Raw genomic sequence first — 25,361 nt, forward strand, 5'->3', positions numbered from 1 at the left:
ATGCAAATAGTACAGCTAAAATTTCTTCGCACCACTGCCTTTGTTCTATCTTTAATCTTTATGGAATCTTCTATGTCAACAAGTGAAGGTTTGGTGTTCTCCGTTAATGGGTCGGCCAGCAATTACACCAACACGGATGTGAGGATCAAAGACAATCGATTCACCATGGTAATGCGAGGCAACACTCGGGAGGGAGAGATGCCGGGCATTGGCATCTTCGAAGGTTCGATTGATGATTTAACTCTGGAAGGGTTGAGCGGGGTGGCATCCACGATGCGAGTTGATCGCGGCTATGTAGATTTCTATCATGCGCTAAAATATTTAAAGCTTTTTTATGACACCGGTTCAAGAATTGCAAAATTAGACGTGAAGCCAACAATTTCCCTCAAGAATGGAGGGTTCCTACTTGACTTGGCATTTCATAATTCCGGAAAATCGCAGGTTGCATTTTCCAGCCCGTCTGAATGGGAGGGCTACTACAACCCCATAGCAGGAACTTCATGGGCTATTGTGACAGGCGTTCGTGACGACAACCTGAAAATTCACGACAAGGAACGAGAATTCAACACTGACTGGCTCGGAAGCTCCGCAATGCTCAATCGGGAAGAGTTCCGTGGCGCACTACTGCGTCTTCAGCCAGGCGAAACTCGCCATGCAAAATACATGGTTTTCCCAAGTAATCCCTTTATAAAAGGGCGCTACCTGATCGGAGTGAGCATTGCTATTCAGGAGGTGGTGGAGCCTCAGGCATTGAAAGGCAATGTCGAATTCGTTGGACAAGAGACCTATGTAGAGTTCCCGCGCGATTATCCGTCTACGCCGGAAGAACTAGCAACATTCGCAACGCACCAGCGCGAGAAGAATCAATGATCGATCTCATCCGGCTCGGTGACACCACCGACCACGGCGGCGAAGTTATCACCGCCTCAGAAGTCATGCGCTATGGCGGCGTGCGCGTGGCCCGCAAGGGCGACGAAGTGACCTGTCCGCTCCACCCTGAGGTCGTGCCCAACGTCATCGTTGAGGGCGACGACAGGATCACGGACCACGCTGTGCCCGTCGCGCGTCAGGGCCGCCATGCCACATGCGGTTGCAGCCTTATACATGGCCTCGTCCCGTTTGCCAAACGATCTTTTCTACAGCGAGCAGGTGCAGGATTGCATATATACATTCGGCCTTTCTGTGGCACGCATGTGCCTGGCCCCAATGGATTTCGCCCGGCGACTCCTACTTATATCCACGGCTTCGGGAGCCCTAAGACTGCGCAGGTTTTGTCACCGACGGTCCGACCTGTTTGCCATTGAATCAGATCACTTGTGCAACCAATGAAGAGGTAAAACAATTGCCGCCATCCGATCGTTGCTCCGTTCATACCGGCGGTGCGTACTCCAGGCCGCGTGCGAGCAATACCCAGATCGTCCTGGCGATCTTGTTGGCAAGTGCCACGACGGCGATGTTTGTTCCCCGTCTCGCCTGAACCTCGCGTATCCATCGGGAGAGCGTATCGGTATGTTTTATGGCTTGCTGGACGACCGATCTGGCGCCGTGTACCAGCAGCATTCGCAGATATCCGTTACCGCGCTTCGTGATACCGAACAGACGATCCTTGCCGCCTGATGAGTGCTGGCGTGGGGTCAAGCCCAGCCACGCCGCAAACTGTCTGCCGTTTGAGAATTCAGTGGCACTCCCCGCTGCGGCGATGACAGCAGTTGCGATCAGTGGCCCAACGCCTCGAATCTTCTCAAGTCGCTGACTGACAGGGGATGCCTTGTGCACTTGATGGATCAATTCATCATACCGGGCGATCTGCTTATCCAGCAGTACGAGTCGCTCGTACATATCCCGCATCATTGATCGACCCAACCCTGTGAGCTCGTTGCGTTCGTCGTCAATAATTGACGGAAGCTGCTGCCGTACTTTCAGTGCGGTTTGTGCAATGACCACACCGTATTCGGCTAACAGGCCTCGTATCTGGTTGATCTGCGCGATACGGTCTCGCATGAGCAGGCTGCGGATGCGGTGCATGGACTGGATATCCTGCTGCTGAACGCTGTTGACCGCAACGTAGCGCATGGTCGGACGGGACGCAGCTTCGACGATCGCCTCCGCATCGTTGCGATCGTTCTTCTGGGATTTGACGAACGGCTTGACGAATCGGGGCGCAATGATCTGCACATGATGTCCCATCGCCGAGAACCGGCGGGCCCAGTAATGCGCTCCACCACAGGCTTCCATCACGATACGGCAAGAGGGCAGATTGACAATGGATTCGAGGAGCTTGTTGCGGCTGACTCGCCGACTCAACACTGGATGACCGCGTTCGTCCACGCCGTACAGCTGGAAGATATTTTTTGCAAGATCGATGCTCAGCAACGCGACGCTCATGACGGCCTCCGGTCAACTGCAGATCAGGAGCTCTGATACTGCCACGCTCTCAGGCGGAGCACCTTCGTGCACTACCACCGAGGGTGGGACGAGGCCATTCCACTATATCCAGCGTCGTCTGATTTCACGTTCTCGGGTCGCTTCCACGACACGGGTATTTGCATGGGCGTGCTGCGCAACCACGGCATGCTGGTGACCACCGAGACGCGCAGCGGTGCGCAGTCACCCGCGAAGGACATGGGCGAGATGGTGCAGCGCCTGACGCAGGCGCGCGCGCAACACGAGGACACGGCGCAGCTCGCGCAGCAGCACAACGCGCAGTCGTCCGACGCGAGCCAGCACGACGCCGCGAAAGCCATCAAGGCGCAGAACGACGCGATCCGGGGCGACACCGCCCGCTGGCGTGAAAATCCGTTCCCCGAAATGACGCGACCCGATCTTGTCGTTGCGAGCGCGGCGGGCATCGGCATGACCGCCGCGCTGGGAACGCACGTCGTGAGCGGGCAGGATCATGCAGTGACAGCGGGCCGCGACGTGAGCGTGTCGTCCGGGCGCTCACTGTTCGCGTCGGTGCGCGGTGCGATCTCGATGTTCGCCTACCAGCTTGGGCTGAAACGGGTCGCCGCGAAAGGCAAGGTCGATATCCAGGCGCAGAGCGACCAGATCGCGCTCGCGGCCCTGAAGGACATCACGATCACCAGCACGGACGGCAAGATCGCCATCACCGCGTCGAAGGAAATCTGGATCGGCGCGGGCGGCTCGTATATCCAGATCAACGCCAGCGGGATGTCGGCACGCCACGAGTCCCCTCCACCTCAGCGCTTCGCGCGCAGCGAAGTCCTCGAATCGTTCCACGCCCACGCTCGCGTCGGCACGCACAAGACTTCTCATCCGTTCGTCCAGAACGGCACGCCGGATCATGCCGCCGCGCGTGCATCGGTTATCATTCAATCGCCCGCTTACCGTGGTCCGGCCATGCGCGCGCGAGCTGCGAGTCAGGCACAACCTGACTGTTGCCGACAGGACGATCATGAGAGTTCTCCTTGTTGAAGACGACCTGCAGATTGGTCAAAGTCTGCTGCGTGCACTCAAGGACGCCGACTATAGCGTCGACTGGGTGAGAGACGGCGTCGCCGGGCGCGACGCGATGGCCAATGCCGAATACACCGTCGTGCTGCTCGATCTGGGCTTGCCCGGCATGAGCGGCATCGAGTTGCTGAAGTCGTCGCGCGCGGCCGGCAACGCGGTCCCGGTGCTGATCCTGACGGCCCGCGACGATCTCGATTCGCGCGTACAGGGTCTCGATGTCGGCGCCGACGACTACCTGCTCAAACCTTTCGACGTCCCCGAACTGCTCGCCCGCATCCGTGCGGTGCTGCGGCGCAAAGCGGGCTACGCTTCGTCGCGTCTCGGCGATGAATCGCTGAGCCTCGATCTCGACAAGCGCACGCTGACCTGCAACGGCGCAACAACCGTGCTGTCCGCACGTGAATTCGCGCTGATGCTCGCGTTTCTCGAACGCCCCGGCACGATCCTGTCGCGCGAACAGCTCGAGGACCGTTTGTACGGCTGGGGCAAAGAGGTCGAAAGCAACGCGGTGGACGTGCTGATTCATTCGGTGCGCAAGAAATTCGGCCTCTCGGTGATTCGCAATGTACGCGGGCTCGGCTGGACCGTGATGCTCGGCGAAGCCGGCAAGGGCCCGGCGTCATGACGCGCCTACGTGCGCTCGTCGCCGCAACGTCGCTGGTCGCGCTATTCGGCGCCACGCAGCCCGCGCTCGTCGAAGCGAAAACCGTCCACTTCGCGAACGAGAAGGCCTGCCCTGTCGTTGCCGATCGCCCGGACCACAAACCGTCGATTCGCGAGCAGATCGCGCATACGGTGAACGGCGACATCGCGTACTACCGTTTCGGCCACGGCACGCCGATCGTGCTGCAAACCGGCTTTCGCGCGACGGTCGCGGAATGGGACGCGGCCTTTCTGACCGATCTCGCCAAACGGCACGAAGTCATCGTCTTCGACAACCGCGGCATCGGCCGCTCCGAACCGGCGGCATCGAGCTTTACGATGCGGGACATGACGCTCGACGCGGCTGCGCTGATCGACACGCTGCGACTCTCCGACGTCACCTTCGTCGGCTGGTCGATGGGCGGCGCCATTGCCCAGCAACTCGCGCTCGATGCGCCGCTCGCCGTGCGGCGCATCGTCCTCATGAGCGCGCCCGCGCCGGGATCGCTCGGCGTGCCGGTGACGCCCGAGGTCGAAGCCACCTTGTCAGGCAAAGCGGGCACCACCTTCATGGACGTCATGCGGGTGCTGTTTCCGCCCAACGCCGTGGACGCAGCGCAACGGTGCTTCCGTCGGAATATGTTCCAGCCGGCCGGCTATCAGCCGCCCGCCATGTCCGCGACCGTGACCGAGGGGCAGTCCGCGTTGCTGCACGATTGGGCCGGTGACGAGGCCGCCGCTGCGGCGCTGAAAAACGTCCGCCTCGCCACCCTGATCCTGACGGGCGCCGACGATCAGGTCTTGCCGAAGCAGAACTCGGAAGCGCTCGCCGAACAGATTCCGCATGCGCAACTGCTCGTGGTGCGTTCGGCGGGCCACGCGATGATGTATCAATACCCGCACGCGCTGGCCGCCGCGATCAACACGTTTATCGCAACGTCGCGCCCGCCCAGCAGCGCCGAATAAATCCCCCAGCCTCGGCCGGCGCCGCGCGCGTTTGAGTTCGAAATTCACCCGAGGCCGAGCTGTGGTTCGCCGGTTTCACGCGCTCATTTCCGGCTCATTCTTCGCGCCTAAGCTCCATTCCATCGACGGGCAACGCCGACTCCCACAGTCGGATCGCAACGCTCGTCGCAACACGGACTGGAGAAAATCATGTTCACTGAGCTCGCGAAGAAACTGAGCGCCTTGCTGATCACCACCGACGACCACGAACGCGACGCCTATCTGGCGTCGTCGGCCGATCTGGTCGATCTGGAGCACCGCATCAACGTGGTCGAAACGCATGCGGATCCGGTACGCTGGTATGGGGCGAGCACGCCGCATGAAGGGAGGATGTGAAGCACGTCGTGCCGCCCACGCTTTAATGTGCGCGTCGCTCAAACGGGTCCATGAGGTGCGGACCGACTGGCTCGCCTGCTCCCGGCGAAGCGCCGAACTCAGTGACGCCACTCGTTCATACGGCGGCCCAAAATTTTCCAACGGAAAGATTCCGGCTTCTCCGGCCCGTTTGGCCATCGCATCTTCTCGTTGGAAAAATCTACCGGGCCCGATCGCCGGAGATGTCCATTCTCGGCAATGCGAAGCAACAGACGCGCACGCCGCATCAGTTTTCTCTAGAGTTGAAGGGTCGACCATCCAACACGCCAGTCGACTTTGTCGCGCTGATCGTCCAACGCGAGTTTCAATCAAAGGGAAAACAAATGAAAACTTCTGTTCACCACGAAATACAGACCTATTCCGAAGGGCAAATCGGGGGTCGTCAACTTCAAACGGGCGCCTTAAAACTTAAGCACACCATCCCCCCGGACGAGATCCGGGACAACCTGCCGGCCGGTCAAGGCGGCGTCGGGTTTCTCTTTCACGCGACCGACTGGGAAACCCTTTCCTTTTCTTTTCACAATGTGAAGCATCGAAATGCCTCATTCGAAGAAGAGCTTTGGAACACCAGGCCTTTCATTGCCTCACCCATCTATTCGGGATCGCAGATCATCGGCGCCAATATCGCCTGTCCCGTGCCGCTCGAAATGTGGCTCGGCAGCCCGCGCGGCATCAAGCGATTTCGCGAGACGCAATTTTTCCCGGCCCTGGAGCTGGCAAGACAGGCCGGCCTGAACATGGTGGCGATGGGCGCCTCCACGCCTTATGCGTGCAACTACGGAGCCCTGCCGCGCGACATCAAACCGCCGCATATCACCACCGGCCACGCCGCCACCGCCGCGATGCTGAAAGACTGGGCCATGCACTGCTGCAATGAACTCGACCTCGAATTCGGCAACACCAAGCTTGCTCTATTCGGCGCGGCTGGCCGGCTCGGCACGACGGTGGCCAAATACGCGCTCTACAAAGATGCGCCGCGCGAGCTTGTTCTGATCGATCTGCCGGACAAGGTGAATCTGCTCACCGAGCAAGCGAGGGAGTTGATGGCATCGGACCTGCTCGGTAAAACGCGCGTCTCCGTGCACACCTTCAGTCCAGACACCCCACTGCCGGACTTCGACGGCGCGATTCTGGCGAGCAGCACCAGCGTGCCCTACCTCACCGCGGCCGATCTCAGGCGCGCGCAGTTCTGGATCGACGACTCCCACCCGCGGGCGGCGAGCGTCGAGGCCGAACTCGCTTCACGCGGACATACGCTATATATTGAGTGCTTCGCCCGTGGGCCGGCCGGACTCAACACCGCGTTCCCGTTCCGGCTGCCGACCACGCGCGACTGCTATACCTGTTTCGCCGAAGGCTACTCCGCCTGGCAGGAAGGCATTGCGTCCGACTTCATCATCGGCAGCCCGCCCGTGTGGTCCGTCTCGTACACGCACAGCCTGCTGAAGAAGTACGGTTTCGCGGTCGGCCCTTTCCACGGAAAGGACGGTTCACCGATCGAGCCGGCGGCTGCACAACTTCGCGGCAAGCAAGAATTGATGGGCTCGTAAATGTCACTGGAGGCCTGATGGTCATGCCGCGCGAGAGCATGCGGGACGTGCTGGAACGAAGCCGGTTTGCAATACGATGGGGCGGCGCACTGGGCCTCCTGTGCCACCCGATCTACTATGTAGTCTGGACTTATGTCCTGCCGCAGCCTTACGACAATCTTTCCCTTCGACTGAGCGCGGCGCTCGTCTGCATTCCGTTGATTTTTCAGGCGCGCTGGCCGAAGCGGTTCAATCATTACCTGCTGATCTATTGGCATTGCTGCCTGATCTACGTCCTGCCATTCGTTTGCACATTCCTCGCGATCAGAAATTCATTCTCCACCATGTGGATGATGACCGAGGTCATGATGATCTTCATCATGGCGCTGTGCATCGACAATCCGCTTTTGCTGATGGGCTGCATCGGCATTGGCGTGTTCTCCGGGGCGCTTGCCGCGGTGCTCAGTTCGCCGGTGCCGATTGTCGTGACCGCCGCCGATCAGTCGAATCTCGCCTTGCTGCCGGTCGTCGTCCTGTGCAGCATGGCGTTTAGTCATGCGATCAGTAAAGGACGCATCTTCGTTGAAAAGAACCGTGCGCTGCAGGCGCTCGCCGGTTCGATCGCGCATGAAATGCGCAATCCTCTGAGCCAGTTGCGCTACGTGCTGGATCGCGTGGAAGAAGCGCTGCCCGCAACCTGGGGACCCGAACGCCCGCTCGCGCTCGTGCACGACACGCACGATCGACGCGACAGGAATGGGAATACCGCCGGGCTGTATCGTCATCTCGCGCAAGGGCAGTTGTCGATCGAGCGCGGCCTGCGCATTATTGCCATGACGCTGGACGAAGTCAGCGCCAAACCGATTCGTCCGGACTACCTCGCTTATCTGAGTGCGGCGAGCACCACCCGAAAGGCGCTGGAAGAATACGGCTTTGCCGACGAAAAGGAACGCGACAAGGTCAGGCTCGTAGTGCGGGAGGACTTCACCTTCAAGGTCGACGAAACCGTCTATCTGTTCACGCTGTTCAATCTGATCAAGAACGCGCTCCATCACATCGCCACGCATCCGGCGGCCACGCTTATCCTGACCATCGAGCAGCAGTCGGTCATGGTTCGCGACACCGGTCCCGGCATTGCGCCCGCGATGGTATCGCATCTGTTCGAGCCGTTCCGTACCGCGGAGACTTCGGGCGGCACGGGGCTCGGGCTCGCCTATTGCCAGCGCGCCATGCGCGCCTTCGGCGGCAGTATCAGTTGCCGCTCGGAAGTCGGCAGGTTCACGGAATTCACGCTGCAATTTCCCGTTGTGCCAAAGAGCGAAATCGTGGACCACGAGCGGCACATATTTGAGTGCGCCACGCCCGTCTTCAAAGACAGGCGCATTCTGGTCGTGGACGACGACGCCGGTCAGCGTGCGCGCGCCTGTCGTGCGTTGTCGAAAGTGGGCGCATTCGTCAGCGAAGCGGAAAACGGCGCGGTTGCATTGACCGTGCTCCGCGAGTCGGCCCCTTACGACCTCGTGTTGATGGACATCAACATGCCGGTTCTGGACGGCTATACGGCCGCCGAGAAAATTCGCGCCGCTCACGACTATCCAAGCTGGAATATCCTGATTGCCGCCTATACGGCCGAGCCCGGAAGCGTGGTGCGCGTACTCGCGCGGCGCGCCGGCATGGACGGAATCATCAGCAAGTCCTGCAGCGTGCTCGAATTGATCACGACGCTGCAGGCGCTTCTCGAAAACGGCAACCGCCACCATCTGAGCCAGCAATCCGACGCGTTCTCCGGCAAATCGATCCTCGTCGCGGACGACGACACCTACAGCCGGCTGGTGGCCAAAGCCTATCTGGAACGATGCGGAGCAAGCGTCGTCGAGGCCGAGCATGGGCAGGCCGTGCTCGCGCATCTGCAGGCGGACGGCGTGATCGACGCCATCGTCATGGATATGAATATGCCGGGCATGGGCGGACTGGAGACGACCGCGTCGATTCGCGCCCGTGCCGACTCGTATGCCACCGTGCCGATCATCGCGCTGACCAGCCAGTCCGATCTCAAGGCCGTGCAGACCTGTCTCGCCGTGGGCATGAACGAAGTCATGATCAAACCGGTGCAAGCCGGTTCGCTCTACGCGTGCCTCGCACGACAGTTTGGCCGGCAACGTGACTCGAACGCGCCGGCGCAAACCGAACTATCGTCGACGCCGGCGGCCACGCCGGCCGGCAAACTGCCGATCGTGACGGACAGCGAACTGCTCGACGAGAAACACCTCGAAGAGTTGGCCTCGCTCGATCTGCTCGACGAATCGTTTCTCAAAGGCATCGAGCAGATCCGTCAACTGGTGGCGCGGCTTGCGACAAGTGCCGCAGCCGGCGACCTCGAATCGACGCACGGCGTGTTGCACATCCTGCTCGGCGTGAGCGGCAATCTCGGCGCGCGAGCGCTGCATCAGTTCGCGCGGCAAATCTATCCGCGCGTGGTGCAAGGCGAATGGCCGGTGGAACCCGATTGGCTCGCGCGAATCGATATCCTGAGCGAGCGTTCGACCGATGCGCTGCAGACGTATTTCGCCACGGCCAAGACGGGCCGTGAGCATCGGGATTATTTCAGCGATCAGGAGTGACGCAAATTGCCATGCAGGCCATCCAGATCACCGCAAAGCCGCCTGACTAGCGGACGGCTCCTCGTCATCAGCGGCGTGGAGGCGGCTATTAAACCCCGGAAAACCCATCGTCACCGTCGTCCCCGCGCCGACCGTCGAATCGACTCGCAGGCATCCGCCGAACGATTGCATGATGCGGTTGCAAAAGATCATTCCCATGCCGTGGCCGCCGGCGCCGGCGTACGTGGTGACCGGATCCTGCAGCAGACGCGCCTTGACCTCCGGCGCGATCCCCGGGCCGTTGTCGCGAATGCGGATCTCGGGCTCAGGGAACGCCACCACTTCGAGCCGCAACGCAGGCGCGCTGCTGCCGTCGAGCGCGCGCAGCGCGTTGGACAACAGCGAAGACAGCACGAGCGCCACGCAATTGGGCATGGCATGCACGATAAAATCCCCTTCCACGTCGACCTTGACCCAATCGCGCTGTGACGCGACGAACGGATAGGTGTCGAGCAGCGTGGCGATCAGGCGCGTCGCCCTGACGGCGCGCGTGCCGCCGCCCGAGGCGGACTTCTGGCCGCCGCTCTTGTGCACCGTCGCCCAGAACGACGAGATCAGCGTCAGGCAATACTGCGCATTGTTCAACATCGACTTTGCGGCGAGCCCGATCTCCCGCTGACGCTCCGGATCGTATTGCTCGGCCACGTCATTCTCGACGGAGCGCGCGAACAGCGAGATCGTGGCGAGCGGCGTGTTCAGTTCGTGGGCGAGGAAGGCGAGCGTCTCGTCCATGGCGAGCAGCCGCTGCTGACGCGTTTCGCGTTCCGTGTAGCGCGCGGTTGCGAGTTGCAGCACCTCGCGCACCATGTCCGTTCGCAGCGGCTTTTCGATAATGCGGAACACGTCGCCGGTATTGACCGTTTGCAGCAGCATGTCCTTGTCGGCATAAGCGGTCACGAGAATGCGCACGATTTGCGGATACTCGCGCGCCACCTGGCGCAGCAGATCGTCGCCGTCGCGGCCCGGCATGCGGAAGTCCGTCACCAGCACGGCAATCTCCGAGGCGTGCTTGCCGAGCACCGTTATCGCCTCGTCGGCGCCTTGGGCGACATACACTTTGTAATCGGCGCTCATCGCGCGCGCGAAGTGATTGCGCGACATCTCGTCGTCGTCGACGAAGAGAACGGAAAACGGCGGCTGCATAGGGTCACTCATCGCATTCCCAGCGGATGGCGGCGGGTCGACATTGAACGAAACCCACGTTACGGATGATAAAAATGGCTTGCCGCGCGGCAAGCACCGGATCGTTTTGGCGTTTGGAAGTATAGGGTATCGCGTCTCGCGAAAAATGGGGAATCACCGCACAGCCTTATCCGATATGCATCAGCGCAAACCAGACCGGCTCGCGGCGCATAACGGCACGTTGCTTGCGTACCGACAGAGCCGGACTGATCCACTGTCGCCTGCGCCGCGGGACCGCACAGCATGGACGCCGGAACCCTTCGAACAAGTGCGGTGCCATGGAACTGTCCAACGATGGCGATGCCGGCCGGGCCGGGCGCGTGCGCAGACGGCGGCAATCCCGCGTGCTGTCGCGCTACGCCGGGCGGCCCATCCGGCTGATCTGGCGCTACGTGGCGCGCCGCAAGCTGACGCACACCGTGGTGCTGGCGAGTGTCGTGGCGGCGGTCGGCTGCGCGCTGGCATCACAATATGGGATCCGCAATCTGATCGACGCGTTGCCGAACGGCCGCGCCCACCCGCAACACGTGATTCACGCGTTTGCCGTGCTGGTCGCGCTGATCCTCGCCGACAATCTGTTCTGGCGCATCGCGGGTTGGGTCTCGGCGCGCACGTTCGTGGCCGTGACGGGCGATATCCGGCGCGAGATGTTCGACTATCTCACGGTGCACGCCCCCACCTTCTTCGCCGACAAGCAACCCGGCGTTCTGTCCAGCCGGATTTCGGCGACGGCCAACGCGGTGTACGTGATCGAAAACACGGTGGCATGGACGGCCTTGCCGCCGAGCCTGACCGTGGTCGGGGCGATCGTCATGGTCGGCGCGGTCAGCATTCCCATGAGCCTGACGCTGGTTGCCATGTCCGCCGTGCTGGCGTTCTGCCTGTTCCTGCTGGCGCGCAAAGGCACGGCGCGGCACGAGGCATTCGCCGCGCGGGCCGCCTCGGTCGACGGCGAACTCGTCGACGTGATCGGCAATATGGGCCTCGTGCGCGCCTTCTGCGCCGTGGTGATGGAACGGCGCCGCTTCGACGAACTGCTCGCGGTCGAAAGCGACGCCCGCAAAAGCAGCGTGCTTTACCTCGAAAAGCTGCGCCTGCTGCACGCGCTCGCCACTTCCGTCCTGTCGGCGTGCGTGCTCGGCTGGACCGTGTGGCTGTGGAGCGTCGGCCGTGCGACCACTGGCGACGTGGTCCTGGTCGGCTCGCTCGGTTTCTCGATCCTGCATGGTTCGCGCGACATCGCCGTGGCGTTCGTCGACCTGACCCAGCACGTCGCCCGGCTCGGCGAAGCGTCCGAAACATTGCTGATCCCGCACGCCATGCCCGAACCCACCAGAGCGGCGCCGCTGGAAGTCCGGCAGCCCACCGTGGACTTCGAAAACGTGACCTTCGCGTATCCCGGCCGCCGCCCGGTGGTGACCGGCCTGAACCTGCATATCGGCGCGGGCGAGCGCGTCGGTCTGATCGGCCCTTCGGGGGCGGGCAAATCGACCATCCTCGCGCTCCTTCAGCACTTCTACGAGCCGGTCTCCGGGTGCGTGCGCATCTCAGGCCAGGACATCGCGCATGTCACTTTGCAAAGCTTGCAAGGCGCCATCTCGGTCGTGCCGCAGGACGCGTCGCTGTTTCACCGCTCACTACTGGACAACATCCGCTACGGTTGCCCCGACGCCACCGAGGCCGACGTGCGCCGCGCGTGCGAGGACGCCTACTGCCTCGATTTCATCAACGCGATGCCGGAAGGGCTCAACACCATTGCGGGCGATCGCGGCACCAAACTCTCCGGCGGACAGCGGCAGCGCATCGCGATTGCCCGCGCCATTCTGAAAGACTCGCCGATCCTGCTGCTCGACGAAGCGACCTCGGCGCTCGACACCGCATCGGAGATCGCCATTCAGGCCGCGCTCGAACGGCTCATGCAGCATCGCACCGTCGTCGCGATCGCTCACCGGCTGTCGACCTTGCAGTCGTTCGACCGGATCGTGGTGCTCAACCGCGGCCGCGTCGTTCAGCAAGGCACGCCGGCCGAGCTGGCCGCCGTGCCCGGCATCTATCGCGACACGCTGGCCCGGCAGATCAGACGCACGCCGGCGCCGCGCCCCGATCTCATGTGATCGAAACGCCGGCGACGCCGCAAGGTCGTTCTTTCACACGCCGCCGCCGAACAGACGGCGCACGAGTTCACGGCCCCGGTTCGTCAGCCGCAGCGTCGACGCGCCGCCCACCATCACGCCCTCCTCGCGCCGGTCGATTTCGATCAGCTCGTACCGGCTCAGCGCGAGCACATCGGGATCGATGGCTTCCGGACGCCGCCCGGTGTCAGCGAGACGCAGCAGAGTCGCGAGTTCATGATGGCTCAGCATCGGGTACCTCGTCGGTTGAGACTGGACAAGGCCCTCATGCTAGCGAGCGACCCCGACATTCGGGCTACGGTTCTGTTGCGTCGAGTTACGCGGTTACACCTCGGCTGCGCGTATGCCTCGCTTGTTCCCCCATCACGGTCCGCGTCGTTGCTACTTTTTTCCGTATGGCCGCGCTCGCGCCGGGGTAGACGGCACGGCGCCACGGTCCGGCCGACCGTAACAAATCGAAACGCCCGTCAAGGTGGTGTCGCGAGAATTAGCTCCACAGTCGGATAGACTCTGGGCGTGATTGTGTGGATTCCTGTCGCCGGCACCGGCGATGCCCATCCTGGGAGTTCGTATGACGCTCTTCGACAGCCATTGGCCGGACCGTCCATCGACGGCGTTCGCCGGGTGCCACGCATCCGGCGGGAGACCGTTATGAGCGAAGCGTCGACGATCCCGGTCAAGCGTCCGCGGCGTGGCCGCATCGTGTTCGCAATCGTGGTGCTGGCGCTGATCGCCCTGGTGGTGTTTCATGTATTGCGCTCGAAGCCGGCCAAGCCCGGCGTGGCGCCCCAGGTCGTAACGGTCGCCGCCGCCACCACGGGACCGATGCCGGAGACGCTGAGCGAACTGGGCACCGTGACGCCCGTTGCCACCGTGACCGTGCTGCCGCAACTGAGCGGCTACCTGACCGCCGTCGGCTATCGCGAAGGCCAGGACGTGCAGAAAGGCCAATTCCTCGCGCAGATCGACCCGCGCCAGTATGAAATCAGCAAGCGTCAGGCCGAGGCGCAACTTGCCAAGGACAAGGCGGCGCTCGCCCAGGCGCGCGCCGATCTCGCGCGCTTTACCCAGCTCAACGAGCGTAAGTCGATCGCCGAGCAGACCTATGCGGACCAGAAGTTTCTCGTCCTGCAGGACGAGGCGGCCGTCAAGGCCGACGAAGCCAACATCGCCCAGTTCGATCTCGACCTGATCTACTGCCGCATCACTGCGCCGGTGTCAGGCCGGGTCGGGCTGCGGCTCGTCGACCCGGGCAACTACGTGACCGCGTCGAGTCAACCGGGCATTGCGGTCATCACCACGATGAAGCCGACCACCGTCCAGTTCACGGTTCCGCAAACCGCGCTCGACAAGGTGCTGCAACGCGTCAACGCCGTCGCGCAGTTACCCGTCGCCGTGTTCAGCAGTGACAATTCCCGGCAGATCGCGACCGGCACGCTTTACGCGATCAACAACCAGATGGCGACCGCGACCGGCACCGTCACATTGCGCGCAACCGTCCCCAACGACGACGAGGCGCTCTTCCCCAACGAATTCGTCAACGTCAAACTGCTGGTCGACACGCTGCAAAACGCGGTGCTGGTGCCGACGCCCGCGGTGCAGAGCGGCGCGCCCGGCGACTACGTGTATCTGGTCAACGCCGACAACACCGTATCGGTGCGCAAGGTCACGCTGGGACCCAGCGACGGTCAGCATACGGTGATCACAACGGGGCTCGCCGCCGGCAACGTGGTCGTCACCGACGGCATGGACCGCTTGAGCGACGGCTTGAAGATCAAGGCGTCGGCGGCGCGGCCGGACTCGGGTGCCGCGGGTGCGCCGGCGGCCACGCCGGCCGCACGGCCGGCCTCCGCGTCCGCGGCCGACGCTGCATCCACAGCTTCATAGCACGCCACCCCGTCGATGAACTTCTCCCGTCTGTTCATCCTGAGGCCCGTGGCGACGTCGCTGCTGATGGTCGCGCTCGTGCTCGTCGGCCTGGTCGCGGTGCGCTTCCTGCCGGTCTCGTCGCTGCCGGCTGTCGACTATCCGACCATCCAGGTCCAGACCTTTTACCCCGGCGCGAGTCCGAACGTGATGGCGACCACCGTCACCGCGCCGCTCGAAGTCCAGCTCGGCGAGATTCCCGGCTTGCAGCAGATGGTGTCTTACAGTTCGGAAGGCGCGTCGGTGATCACGCTGCAATTCGATCTCTCGCTGAATCTCGACATCGCCGAACAGAACGTGCAGCAGGCGATCAACGCCGCCAACAGCTTCCTGCCGGCCGGCCTGCCCGCGCCGCCGACCTACGCCAAGGTCAATCCGGCCGATCAGCCGATCCTCACGCTCGCGGTCACGTCAAAGTCCATGTCGTTGACGCAGTTGCAGGACACCGCCAACAATCGCCTCGCCACCAAGATCTCCGAAGTGCCCGGCGTCGGTCTCGTCACAACCGCCGGCGGCAATGTGCCGGCCGTGCGCGTCGAAGCGGACCCGCAAAAGCTCGCCGCCTACGGCCTGAATCTCGACGACCTGCGCACGCTGCTCGCGAACGTCAACGTCAGCCAGCCGAAAGGCAATTTCGACGGCCCGGAGCTCGACTACACGATCAACGCGAACGATCAGATCGTCGATCCGCAAGACTATCTGGCCACGGTGATCGCGTATCAGAACGGCGCGCCGGTGTATTTGCGAGACGTCGCGCGCGTGAGCCAGGCCGCCCAGGATGTGGAACGCGGCGCGTGGTACAACCGCACGCCGGCCATCGTGCTGAACGTGCAGCGTCAGCCGGGCGCGAACGTGATCGCCACCGTCAACCAGATCATGAAGCAACTGCCGGCGCTCGAATCGACGCTGCCCGCCGGCCTGCAAGTCACGGTGGTCGCCAATACCACGGGCGTGATCCGCTCGTCGGTCTCGGACGCCGCGTTCGAACTGGTGCTCGCCGTCGTGCTGGTCGTGCTGGTGATTTTCGTGTTCCTGCGCAACGTGCCCGCCACCATCATTCCGAGCATCTCCGTGCCGGTCTCGCTGATCGGCACGCTCGCCGTGATGTACCAGCTCAACTATTCGATCGACAACCTCTCGCTGATGGCGCTGATCATCGCGACCGGTTTCGTCGTGGACGACTCGATCGTGATGATCGAGAACATCGTGCGCTATCTGGAGGAAGGCAAGACGCCGCTCGAAGCCGCGCTCGAAGGCGCCGGACAGATCGGCTTCACGATCCTCTCGCTGACGGTCTCGCTGATCGCCGTGCTGATTCCGCTGCTGTTCATGGGCGGCGTGATCGGCCGGCTCTTCAGCGAATTCGCGATCACGCTCGCGGTGACGATCGTGATCTCCGCGGTGGTCTCGCTGACCGTCGTGCCGATGCTATGCGCGCGTCTGTTGCGCGCGCAGGCGCAACGTCATCCGAGCCGCTTCGAGCGCATCAGCGAAGGCCTGTTCGACAAGACGCTCGCCGCGTATGAGCGCGGCCTCGTCTGGGTGCTCGATCACCAGATGCTGACGCTGGTGGTCGCGCTGGTCACCGTGGCGCTCACCGCAATTTTGTACATCGTGATTCCGAAGGGACTGTTTCCGGTGCAGGACGTCGGCGTGATTCAGGGCATCAGCGTGGCCGACAACTCGGTGTCGTACACGGCCATGGTCCGGCGTCAAAGCGCCCTCGCCGACGCGATTCTGAAGGATCCCGACGTGGTGTCGCTGACCTCGTATGTCGGCATCGACGGCACCAATCCGACGCTGAACAACGGCCGCTTCCTGATCAATCTGCGCCCGCGCGACGACCGCTCGATCACCGCCGAGGAGATCGGCCGCCGCATCCAGCAGGAAGTCGCCGACGTGCCCGGCATTCGCCTCTATCTGCAGCCCGAACAGGACCTGACGCTCGACACCTCGATCTCGCGCAACCAGTACAACTTCGTGCTGCGCGGGCCGAACCAGCAAGCTTTCAATCAATACGTGCCTGCGCTGATCGCGCGCATGAAGCAGATTGCCGCGATCACGGACGTCACCAGCAATCTGAACACCAACGGCCTGAGCGTAAACGTCGAAGTGAACCGCCAGCTTGCCGCGCGCTACGGCATCACGGCGGCCACGATCGACAACGCGCTGTACGACGCGCTCGGCCAACGCATCGTCTCGACCATCTTCCAGCAGTCCGATCAGTACCGCGTGATTCTGGTGGCGAAGCCCGAGACGATTCCCACTGTGCAGTCGATCGGCAATCTGTATTTGCCGAGTCAAACGAGCAGCACCGGGCAGGTGCCGCTGTCGGGCATCGCGAAGATCAGCATCACACAATCGCCGCTGTTGATCAGCCACCTTGCGCAGTTCCCGTCGGTCACGATCTCGTTCAACCTCGCGCAGGACGCGTCGCTCAGCGCCGCCGTGGCGCAAATCCGCGACGCCGAGAAAGCGGTGGATCTGCCGCCTTCCATCACGACCTCGTTCCAGGGCGCGGCCCAGGCGTTCGAGGATTCGCTTTCCAGCGAGGTGTATCTGCTGATCGCCGCGCTGGTCGCGGTGTATATCGTGCTCGGCGTGCTGTACGAAAGCTACATTCACCCGGTGACGATTCTCTCGACGCTGCCCTCGGCCGGCATCGGCGCTTTGCTTGCGTTGATGATCGCGGGCAGCGATCTCGACGTGATCGGCATCATCGGCATCGTGCTCCTGATCGGCATCGTCAAGAAGAACGCGATCATGATGGTCGACTTCGCGCTCGAAGCGGAAGGCGTGCACGGCAAGCCGCCGCGCGAAGCGATCTTCGAAGCGTCGCTACTGCGCTTCCGGCCGATCCTGATGACAACGCTCGCCGCCATGCTCGGCGCGCTGCCGATGCTGCTGGGCACCGGCACCGGCTCGGAACTGCGCCGGCCGCTGGGTCTTGCGATCATCGGCGGGCTCACGCTCAGCCAGGTGCTGACGCTGTTCACGACGCCGGTGATCTATCTGTTCTTCGACCGCCTCGCGCAGCGTGTGAAGAACCGCCGCCGCGCCGCGAATGACGGCGCCGCGGCGCCGCCGGAGAACGCGCCGTGAACATCTCGGCGCTCTTCATCCGGCGCCCGGTCGCGACCGCCCTGCTGGCGTTCGCGATCCTGATATCCGGCGCGCTTGCCTATTTCCGCCTGCCGGTCGCGCCGCTGCCGAACATCGCCTTTCCGGTGATCGCGTTGCAGGCGAACATGGCGGGCGCGAGTCCGGAAGTCATGGCGGCAACGGTTGCCGCACCGCTGGAACGGCGTCTCGCCACCATTGCCGACGTCAACCAGCTCACCTCGATCAGTTACGTGGGTTCGTCGCTGATCATCGTGGTGTTCGGCCTGAACCGCGATATCAACGGCGCGGCGCGCGACGTGCAGGCCGCCATTCAGGCCGCGCGCGCCGATCTGCCGACCACGCTGCGCAGCAACCCGACGTACCGCCAGTACAACCCGGCCGGCGCGCCGATCATGGTGCTCGCGCTGACCTCCGACACGCTGACCAAAGCCCAGCTCTACGACTCCGCCGATTCGGTGATCCAGCAGCAGTTGTCGCAAGTCACCGGCGTCGGGCAGATCACGCTCGGCGGCGGCGCGTTGCCCTCGGTGCGCGTCGAACTGGAGCCGGGCAAGCTGAACAGCTACGGCATCGGCCTCGAAGACGTGCGCGCGGCGATCGGCGCGGCGAACGCGAACAGCGCGAAAGGCCATGTCGATCAGGGCGAGCAGCGCTACGTGGTGACATCGAACGATCAGATCAGCAAGGCCGCGCCATATCGCGACGTGGTGATCGCCTATCGCGACGGCGCACCCGTGCTGTTGCGCGACGTCGCCCAGGTGCGCGATTCGAATGAAAACATTCGCAATGCCGGACTCTACAACGGCAAGTCGGCGGTGCTCGTGATCGTTTATCCGACGCCGGGCAGCAACGTCGTGCAGACCGTCGGGCAAATCCGCGCCCGTCTGCCGATCATCGAAGCCGCGTTGCCGAGCGCGATTCATGTGAACGTCGCCATCGACCGCTCGGAGTCGGTGAACTCCTCGGTGGCCGATACCGAGCGCACGTTGTTCATCGCAGTGCTGCTGGTGGTGGGCGTGGTCTTCGTGTTTCTGCTGTCACCACGCGCCACGCTGATTCCGGCGGTCGCGCTGCCGCTCTCGATCGTCGGCGCCTTCGGACCGATGTATCTGCTCGGCTATAGCATCGACAATCTCTCGCTGATGGCGCTGACCATCGGCACCGGCTTCGTGGTCGACGACGCGGTCGTGGTGCTGGAAAATATCGTGCGTCATCTCGAAGCCGGCCTCGAGCCGAAAGAAGCCGCGCTGCGCGGCAGCGCCGAGGTCGGCTTCACCGTGATCTCGATGAGCCTCTCGCTGATCGCGGTGTTCCTGCCGATCCTGCTGATGCCCGGCATTGTCGGCCTGCTGTTTCACGAGTTCGCGGTCACGCTATCGATCGCGATCATTTTGTCGCTGATCATTTCGCTGACCGTCACGCCGGTCATGTGCGCCTACCTGCTCAGCCACGAACGCGCGATGCATTCAAAGGCACGCTGGGCACGCTGGATCGAGGCGCAGTTCGAGCGCTTCAAACAGGCCTATTCCCGCTCGCTCGCGATGGCGCTCGATCACGCGCTCGCGGTCGTCCTGCTGCTGATCGGCCTGCTCGTGGCCAACGTGTTTCTTGCACGGCTCCTATCCGGGACGTTCTTTCCGGAGCAGGACACCGGCATTCTAATCGGACAGATCATTGCCGACCAAAGCGTCTCGTTCGGCGCGATGGAAAAGAAGCTCGCGCAATTGCAGTCGATCGTGAAGCAGGACCCCGCGGTGGCCTCGGTCGCAGGCTTCACCGGCGGACGCGCGCTGAATACCGCGAACGTATTCATCGAACTCAAGCCGCTCGCCGAACGCCATCTGTCGGCGACTGAAGTGGTCAACCGCTTGCGGCCAAAACTCAACGCCGTCTCGGGGGCGCGGCTTTTCCTGCAGGCGCAGCAGGATCTGCAGATCGGTGGACGCCAGGCCGCGGCCGAATACCAGTACACGCTCACCAGCGACGATGCGAACGCACTCTTCACATGGGTGCCGAAACTCATGACCGAACTCGGCAAATACCGCAGCAAGATGGAGGATGTGAACTCGGATCTGCAACAGAACGGCTTGCAAACCTATGTGAATTTCAGCCGCGCGACCGCCGCGCGTTATGGTTTTCAGCCGAACCAGATCGACAACGTGCTGTACGACGCGTTCGGACAACGCACCGTGTCGACCATTTACAACGCGCTGAATCAGTACTTTGTCGTGATGGAAGTCGCGCCGGCCTATTGGCAATATCCGCAAGCGCTCAATCAGATCTACCTGAGCACCGCCGCGGGCAACGCGAACGGCACGCAGCAGACGCAGATGTCGCGCGCCACCGTTAAAGCCGTGCAGCAGCCGGCAGCTGTCAGCAGCGCGTCGAGCACCAGCGCGAACACGAATTCGCTGAACGCCGATGCCGAAGCGAATCAGCAGACCAACAGCATTTCGAACAGCAAGGGCGGCAATTCGAGCGGCAGCGCCGACAGCACAGCGGCCGAAACCATGGTGCCGCTCGCCGCGCTGATGACCTTCTCGAACAGCCACACCGCGACGCAGGTGAACCACCAGAGCGGACTCGTGGCCGGCACCATCTCGTTCAATCTGCCGGCTGGCGGATCGCTGAGCGAAGCCGGTCAGATCATTGCGCAGGCCGAGCGTGATATCGGCATGCCGGCGTCGGTGCATGGCGCGTTCGCGGGCGCCGCGCAAGCTTATGGGCAGTCGATGGGCGCGGTGCCGCTGCTGATTCTCGCCGCGCTGGTGGTGGTCTATCTCGTGCTCGGCGTGCTGTACGAGAACACGGTGCACCCGCTCACGATCCTGTCGACACTGCCGTCGGCGGGCATTGGCGCAACGCTGGCCTTGCTGATCTTCGGCACGCCCTTTTCTGTGATCGCGATGATCGGCATCATTCTGCTGATCGGCATCGTCAAGAAAAACGGCATCATGATGGTCGATGTCGCGATCCAGTTGCAGCGCCACGAAGGCAGGAACGCGCGCGATGCGATTCACGAGGCCGCGGTAGTGCGCCTGCGTCCGATCATGATGACGACCGCCGCCGCCGTGCTGGGCGCCGTGCCGCTCGCGATCGGCACCGGCCAGGGCGCGTCGCTGCGCCAGCCGCTCGGCGTGACGGTCATGGGCGGCCTGCTCGTCAGCCAGGTTTTTACGTTGTACACGACGCCGGTGATTTATCTGTACCTCGACCGGCTGCGCGCGCGACTCGCCAGATGGTCAGCGCGCCTGCCGTGGAATCGCCGCGGCGAAGCACCGGATACGAGTTCATGATGAAGACGATCTCCCCCACCCGACTGGCCGGCGCGATGCTGGTGTTTTCGACTGCGTTGTCGACGGTGTTGACCGCCGGCTGCACGGTCGGCCCCGACTATCATCGGCCGCCCGTCGCGACACCCGCCACGTGGAAAGAACTGCCCGGCTGGACCGAAGCGCAGCCCGCCGCCGAGTTTCCGAAGGGCGACTGGTGGAGGGGCTTTAACGACCGGCTCATGGATGAATTCGAGCCGCTCGTGTCGGTGTCGAACCAGACCGTGCGCCAGGACTATGCGAATTACCAGCAGGCACTGGCCGAAGTGCGGCTTGCACGCAGCGCGCTGTTTCCGACGATCGGCGTGACGGGATCGGCAACCCGCGCACGTTCGTCGACCGGCAACTTCAGTAGCGGCTCACTTGGCGGCTTTGGCGGGGCGAGCAGTTTTCAGCGCATCAACAATGCCGGCTCGCTCGAAGCTAACGCCAGCTGGGCGCCCGACCTGTGGGGTCTCGTGCGACGCAATATCGAGCAGAGCGCCGCCACCGCGCAAGCGACTCAGGCGACGCTAGCGAACGCCACGCTCTCCGAGCAGATCGCGCTGGCAAACGCGATCATCGATCTGCGCGTGACGGACGCGAATATCGACCTGCTCACTCACACCGTCGACGCGTTCCAGCAATCGTTGCGCGTCGTCGCCGAGCAGGACAAGGCCGGCACCGTGCCGCCGTCAGACTTGGTGAGCGCGCAGACACAACTGGAGTCGGCGCAATCGAGTCTGATCGCGCTGGGCGTCGCGCGCGCCCAGAATGTTCATGCGATCGCCGTGCTGGTCGGCAAGAATCCGGAAGAGCTGGACATCCCTCCGAACACCATGCTGCCGACTCTGCCGTCCATTCCGGTCAGCGTGCCGTCCACCCTGCTGCAACGCCGCCCCGACATTGCCGCCGCTGAGCGTCAGATGGCGGCGCAGAACGCCGCGATCGGCGTGGCCGTCGCCGCGTATTACCCGACGATCTCACTGTCGGCGCTGGACGGCTTCACGCAATCGCCGCTGGCCGGCCTGCTGCATATCAGCAACTACGTGTGGTCGTTGGGTGGCCAGGCGAGCGAGACGCTGTTCGACGGCGGGCAGCGCAGTGCGCAGGTCGATGCGGCAAAGGCGTCGTACGAAGCGGCCGTGGCCAATTATCGCGGCACCGTTTTGGCGGCGTTCCAGGGCGTGGAGAACGACCTTGCCGGCTTGCGCATCCTCGCGCAGCAATCCGAGGTGCTGGAGCGCGCCGTCCGCGATGCGGCGCGCGGCACCGAGATTGCGCGCAATGAATACCAGGCCGGCACGGTGGACTTTACGACGGTGGCGACTGCGCAAGCCGCTCAACTGAATCTTCAGCAAACCGCATTGAACGTGCAACAAACACGCTTGCTCGATGCGGCGTCATTGATCGGCGACCTGGGCGGCGGCTGGTCCGATAGCGAACTGAGTGATCCGCGCAGGACGGGGCAACAGAACGCGTCGCCGTAAGCCCTGACTTGCCGATCCGTTCGCTAAGCACGCTGGTCGTTTTCTTTCGCCGCCACCGCGCCGGCGATCCGATGCCGCGTCGGCGACGCCGCGACAAAGCCCGGTTCACCGCGCGACGACTATCTCAGGATAGCGAAGCAAGCATATTCGACAGCCGTCTGATGTGAGCCTTGAACGCGTCGCTGGCTTCGCGATCGGTGGTGGGATTCAGATGCGACGTCTCGGCGAGTTGAGCCTGCTCGTGGAAATCGTTGGCGACCGCGCGCCGCACGTCCGGTGGCAACGACCGCACGATGGAGACCAGTAGTGCCTCTTCAGCGTGGATCATGCCCAGAATCGAATGAGTGTCCATGGCAACAACTCCGTTGATGGCGCAGTAAATTCAATCTAGCACGCTCCGCGCCGGGTATTCTGGTTACTTCCGCATACCTCTCGTTACAAACCGTCAGCGGCCGGTTGGTTATCATGTGCGCTCGCATCGCTCTGAGCACCGTTGGCTAATTATGAGGAAGATCGGAAAAGCGTTGGTAGTCGGTCTGGTGCTGGCAGAGGTCGGATTCGCCGTTTACCTACTGTCCCCAAAAAGTGATCCGGCGACCCGCGATCCCGCAGCCGTTTCGGACGGCTCCGCGGCGTCGGCTTCAGACAAAGTGCAGTCCGGCACGTTACAGGTGACAGCCGACCACGCAATCGGCACGCCGCCGCCCGCCGCGAGCGCGGATATCGCCACTCGCGCTCCCGCGCCGAGCCCCGCCCAATCCGTGCAGGGACACATCTCGTCCGCGCCCGCGCCCGCGCCCGAACGGTCAACTGAACACGCCGCGCAAATGCAGCAGCAACCGGCACAACCGCATCCCCAAACGGTCCAAACACCCGCTGTGGCCACTGTGCTTGCCGGCACCGATTCAAAAAAAGCCACCGTTGTGCAACCCGGCCGCAGCCGGGACGGTCTGCACCGCCGCGACTCCACCTCGCTCTCGACCCCGGCAACGGACGAACTCGTCAAGGAATCGGCCAAGCTCGATCCGGCGCTCCCACCGCCCGAGCCGTTTGCACACGACGACCAGCCTCGTCGCGGCTCGAACGCGGTCGGAGCCGCGATGACGGAACAGCTCGTCAGAGAGTCCGCCAAGCTCGATCCGGCATTGCCGCCGCCGAACCCATCGGGCGTGCACTAATCGGGTGAAACGCCGCTCGTGCGGCCGCCGTGATCGACGTGATCCATGTAATCGACGTGATCACGCGCCGGCTGCTCAAGCCATGATGCATTCGATTGCGCCGTAGTCTACGATGTAGTGCACATCCATGCGCGCCAGCAGTGGCACTTCTGCCAATGCAGCGCGGCGCAGGCCTGGACGCATTCCCATCGCAGCGAATCTTGATGGAGCACGAGCATGGCCAACGACTCCCCCGACATGGCAGAACGCGGCACCGGCTGGATCGACCAGCCCGACAATGCTCAGGCGATCGCGCTGCTGGTCGAGAAAATCAAGGCACAGCAGGCGACGATTGCCGCGAGCAGCGCCACTCATCTGGACGGACGCGTCGACCGCGGCCAGCATCAGAAGCAAACGCTCGGCGCCTTCGGCACGCTGCGGATCTTCGAAACGATACCCATCGCGCTCAAGCATGGTCCTTTCGCGAAGCAGGACGATCTGGAGCGCTCGCTTTGCTATCGGGTCGCCTGCCGTTTTTCGAACGGCCAGCCCTGCCCTTTCTCCGACCAGGCCGCGGATGTTCGTGGTGTCGCCATCAAGTTCTTCACCGCCGAAGGCATGGAAACCGACCTCCTCATGACCAACGAGGGCGGCCGTTCGCACGCGCGGAACGCGGTGCAATTCATGGACTTCGCCGATATCCTCGTCGCCCAGATTGCCAGAGGCGCGCGCGGAGCACTGGAGCAGGCGTCGATCGAACTGTTGAACGGCACGCTGGGCCCCGCCGAAACGGCACGTATCGTCGCGATCCTGGCCAGGGAAACGACGCTGCGCTCCGTCGAAAGCCTGACGACCGAGCGGTTCTGGGGCTCGGTGGTGAAGCTCGGTCCCGCAGCCATCAAGTACTCGCTGCAACCCGAAGACGCCACGGCGCCAGGCACCGACGGCGACCGTCACGGCGACGACTATCTGCGCGAAGACCTGTTGAACCGCCTGAAAAAAGCTCCGCTCAAGTGGCAGCTCTGCGCGCAGTTCTTCGTGGATGAAGAAAGCACGCCGGTCAACAATGCATCGGTGGTATGGGCCGGGTCGCCGATTGCGATCGGCGTGCTGGAGATTGCGTCACCGCCTTCGGCCGACGACGAAGCGCGCATCAACCAGATGGCCTTCAACCCGGCCAACGGCTTCGAACCGCTCGGCATCACGCACGCCCGCCAAGACGTCTACGCGGCCAGCGCCGCGAATCGCAAGGACCGCGGCGTCTTGTCGAGCGAGGAGGCGCGCCGGTGCATTGGGCCAGTGTGAAGCCCGCATGCACCCAGGCGGATCTTCGTGAAGCCTCTCGACAAAACCGT

17 protein-coding genes and 2 pseudogenes are annotated in these 25,361 nt (G+C 63.1%); 15 read left to right on the plus strand and 4 right to left on the minus strand.

Annotation, left to right across the window (positions count from 1 at the left end):
• On the plus strand, window positions 1–870 hold the full coding sequence (locus B0G81_RS13560) for a hypothetical protein (RefSeq protein WP_134136199.1): 870 nt from the start codon (window positions 1–3) through the stop codon (window positions 868–870).
• Window positions 867–1,115: pseudogene (locus B0G81_RS44605) on the plus strand (PAAR domain-containing protein); the annotation flags it as partial. The gene B0G81_RS13560 and the pseudogene B0G81_RS44605, both read left to right, overlap by 4 nt.
• Window positions 1,116–1,368: 253 nt before the next feature.
• Here B0G81_RS44605 and B0G81_RS13570 read toward each other — a convergent pair.
• Window positions 1,369–2,385 (minus strand): IS110 family transposase, encoded by a 1,017-nt coding sequence (locus B0G81_RS13570; protein ID WP_134136213.1) that lies wholly within the window; start codon window positions 2,383–2,385, stop codon window positions 1,369–1,371.
• Between the two features lie 165 nt (window positions 2,386–2,550).
• On the opposite strand from B0G81_RS13570, the pseudogene B0G81_RS13575 reads away from it, so the two are divergent.
• From B0G81_RS13575 to B0G81_RS13600, 6 genes and pseudogenes are all read left to right on the plus strand, one after another.
• Window positions 2,551–3,174: pseudogene (locus tag B0G81_RS13575) on the plus strand (DUF2345 domain-containing protein); the annotation flags it as partial.
• A gap of 241 nt (window positions 3,175–3,415) precedes the next feature.
• Window positions 3,416–4,099, plus strand: a complete 684-nt coding sequence (locus B0G81_RS13580) for a response regulator transcription factor (RefSeq protein WP_116121207.1) — start codon at window positions 3,416–3,418, stop codon at window positions 4,097–4,099.
• On the plus strand, window positions 4,096–5,082 hold the full coding sequence (locus tag B0G81_RS13585; RefSeq protein WP_208328532.1) for an alpha/beta hydrolase: 987 nt from the start codon (window positions 4,096–4,098) through the stop codon (window positions 5,080–5,082). The genes B0G81_RS13580 and B0G81_RS13585 overlap by 4 nt, the downstream gene beginning before the upstream one ends.
• A 189-nt stretch (window positions 5,083–5,271) precedes the next feature.
• On the plus strand, window positions 5,272–5,457 hold the full coding sequence (locus tag B0G81_RS13590) for a DUF3563 family protein (protein WP_116148168.1): 186 nt from the start codon (window positions 5,272–5,274) through the stop codon (window positions 5,455–5,457).
• A gap of 362 nt (window positions 5,458–5,819) precedes the next feature.
• Window positions 5,820–7,046: a hypothetical protein gene (locus tag B0G81_RS13595; protein ID WP_134143104.1), complete on the plus strand. Its 1,227-nt coding sequence runs from the start codon at window positions 5,820–5,822 to the stop codon at window positions 7,044–7,046.
• A gap of 17 nt (window positions 7,047–7,063) precedes the next feature.
• The gene (locus B0G81_RS13600; RefSeq protein ID WP_134136216.1) at window positions 7,064–9,646 is read left to right on the plus strand and encodes a response regulator; all 2,583 of its coding nucleotides are present in this window, start codon (window positions 7,064–7,066) and stop codon (window positions 9,644–9,646) included.
• 27 nt (window positions 9,647–9,673) lie between these two features.
• Here the strand turns inward: B0G81_RS13600 and B0G81_RS13605 are convergent, their stop codons facing one another.
• Window positions 9,674–10,840 carry a hybrid sensor histidine kinase/response regulator gene (locus B0G81_RS13605; protein WP_116121202.1) on the minus strand — a complete coding sequence of 389 codons (1,167 nt, stop codon included), beginning with the start codon at window positions 10,838–10,840 and terminating at the stop codon, window positions 9,674–9,676.
• 305 nt (window positions 10,841–11,145) lie between these two features.
• Here B0G81_RS13605 and B0G81_RS13610 point away from each other — a divergent pair, with 305 nt between their 5' ends.
• On the plus strand, window positions 11,146–12,981 hold the full coding sequence (locus B0G81_RS13610) for an ABC transporter ATP-binding protein (protein ID WP_134136222.1): 1,836 nt from the start codon (window positions 11,146–11,148) through the stop codon (window positions 12,979–12,981).
• A gap of 33 nt (window positions 12,982–13,014) precedes the next feature.
• Here the strand turns inward: B0G81_RS13610 and B0G81_RS13615 are convergent, their stop codons facing one another.
• Window positions 13,015–13,230, minus strand: a complete 216-nt coding sequence (locus tag B0G81_RS13615; protein WP_116121199.1) for a hypothetical protein — start codon at window positions 13,228–13,230, stop codon at window positions 13,015–13,017.
• Between the two features lie 420 nt (window positions 13,231–13,650).
• Here B0G81_RS13615 and B0G81_RS13620 point away from each other — a divergent pair, with 420 nt between their 5' ends.
• Genes B0G81_RS13620 through B0G81_RS13635 form a run of 4 tightly spaced genes read left to right on the plus strand, consistent with a single transcriptional unit; the run spans window position 13,651 to window position 22,849 of the window.
• Window positions 13,651–14,886 (plus strand): efflux RND transporter periplasmic adaptor subunit, encoded by a 1,236-nt coding sequence (locus tag B0G81_RS13620; RefSeq protein WP_134136225.1) that lies wholly within the window; start codon window positions 13,651–13,653, stop codon window positions 14,884–14,886.
• A 15-nt stretch (window positions 14,887–14,901) separates the two neighbouring features.
• Complete coding sequence (locus B0G81_RS13625) at window positions 14,902–18,027, plus strand: efflux RND transporter permease subunit (RefSeq protein WP_134136229.1); 3,126 nt, start codon at window positions 14,902–14,904, stop codon at window positions 18,025–18,027.
• Window positions 18,024–21,344, plus strand: coding sequence for an efflux RND transporter permease subunit (locus B0G81_RS13630; RefSeq protein WP_134136234.1), 3,321 nt, complete (start codon window positions 18,024–18,026; stop codon window positions 21,342–21,344). The genes B0G81_RS13625 and B0G81_RS13630 overlap by 4 nt, the downstream gene beginning before the upstream one ends.
• Window positions 21,341–22,849, plus strand: a complete 1,509-nt coding sequence (locus tag B0G81_RS13635) for an efflux transporter outer membrane subunit (protein ID WP_134136238.1) — start codon at window positions 21,341–21,343, stop codon at window positions 22,847–22,849. Before B0G81_RS13630 ends, B0G81_RS13635 begins: the two co-directional genes overlap by 4 nt.
• Before the next feature lie 124 nt (window positions 22,850–22,973).
• On the opposite strand, the gene B0G81_RS13640 is transcribed toward B0G81_RS13635, so the two are convergent.
• Window positions 22,974–23,201 carry a hypothetical protein gene (locus B0G81_RS13640; RefSeq protein WP_106284719.1) on the minus strand — a complete coding sequence of 76 codons (228 nt, stop codon included), beginning with the start codon at window positions 23,199–23,201 and terminating at the stop codon, window positions 22,974–22,976.
• 319 nt (window positions 23,202–23,520) lie between these two features.
• Between B0G81_RS13640 and B0G81_RS13645 the strand changes: the two genes are divergently transcribed.
• Window positions 23,521–24,027, plus strand: a complete 507-nt coding sequence (locus B0G81_RS13645; RefSeq protein WP_134136240.1) for a hypothetical protein — start codon at window positions 23,521–23,523, stop codon at window positions 24,025–24,027.
• 216 nt (window positions 24,028–24,243) lie between these two features.
• Window positions 24,244–25,311: a catalase gene (locus B0G81_RS13650; RefSeq protein WP_134136243.1), complete on the plus strand. Its 1,068-nt coding sequence runs from the start codon at window positions 24,244–24,246 to the stop codon at window positions 25,309–25,311.
• The last annotated feature ends 50 nt before the right edge of the window (window positions 25,312–25,361 follow it).

The sequence above is a fragment of the Paraburkholderia sp. BL6665CI2N2 genome, assembly GCF_004366535.1.
Lineage (GTDB): Bacteria > Pseudomonadota > Gammaproteobacteria > Burkholderiales > Burkholderiaceae > Paraburkholderia.

What these genes read in the sequence shown, in the direction of transcription:
- B0G81_RS13560 (WP_134136199.1), top strand. Translation starts at nt 1, where the DNA reads ATGCAAATAGTACAGCTAAAATTTCTTCGCACCACTGCCTTTGTTCTA.
- B0G81_RS13570 (WP_134136213.1), bottom strand. Translation starts at nt 2,385, where the DNA reads ATGAGCGTCGCGTTGCTGAGCATCGATCTTGCAAAAAATATCTTCCAG.
- B0G81_RS13580 (WP_116121207.1), top strand. Translation starts at nt 3,416, where the DNA reads ATGAGAGTTCTCCTTGTTGAAGACGACCTGCAGATTGGTCAAAGTCTG.
- B0G81_RS13585 (WP_208328532.1), top strand. Translation starts at nt 4,096, where the DNA reads ATGACGCGCCTACGTGCGCTCGTCGCCGCAACGTCGCTGGTCGCGCTA.
- B0G81_RS13590 (WP_116148168.1), top strand. Translation starts at nt 5,272, where the DNA reads ATGTTCACTGAGCTCGCGAAGAAACTGAGCGCCTTGCTGATCACCACC.
- B0G81_RS13595 (WP_134143104.1), top strand. Translation starts at nt 5,820, where the DNA reads ATGAAAACTTCTGTTCACCACGAAATACAGACCTATTCCGAAGGGCAA.
- B0G81_RS13600 (WP_134136216.1), top strand. Translation starts at nt 7,064, where the DNA reads ATGGTCATGCCGCGCGAGAGCATGCGGGACGTGCTGGAACGAAGCCGG.
- B0G81_RS13605 (WP_116121202.1), bottom strand. Translation starts at nt 10,840, where the DNA reads ATGAGTGACCCTATGCAGCCGCCGTTTTCCGTTCTCTTCGTCGACGAC.
- B0G81_RS13610 (WP_134136222.1), top strand. Translation starts at nt 11,146, where the DNA reads ATGGAACTGTCCAACGATGGCGATGCCGGCCGGGCCGGGCGCGTGCGC.
- B0G81_RS13615 (WP_116121199.1), bottom strand. Translation starts at nt 13,230, where the DNA reads ATGCTGAGCCATCATGAACTCGCGACTCTGCTGCGTCTCGCTGACACC.
- B0G81_RS13620 (WP_134136225.1), top strand. Translation starts at nt 13,651, where the DNA reads ATGAGCGAAGCGTCGACGATCCCGGTCAAGCGTCCGCGGCGTGGCCGC.
- B0G81_RS13625 (WP_134136229.1), top strand. Translation starts at nt 14,902, where the DNA reads ATGAACTTCTCCCGTCTGTTCATCCTGAGGCCCGTGGCGACGTCGCTG.
- B0G81_RS13635 (WP_134136238.1), top strand. Translation starts at nt 21,341, where the DNA reads ATGATGAAGACGATCTCCCCCACCCGACTGGCCGGCGCGATGCTGGTG.
- B0G81_RS13640 (WP_106284719.1), bottom strand. Translation starts at nt 23,201, where the DNA reads ATGGACACTCATTCGATTCTGGGCATGATCCACGCTGAAGAGGCACTA.
- B0G81_RS13650 (WP_134136243.1), top strand. Translation starts at nt 24,244, where the DNA reads ATGGCCAACGACTCCCCCGACATGGCAGAACGCGGCACCGGCTGGATC.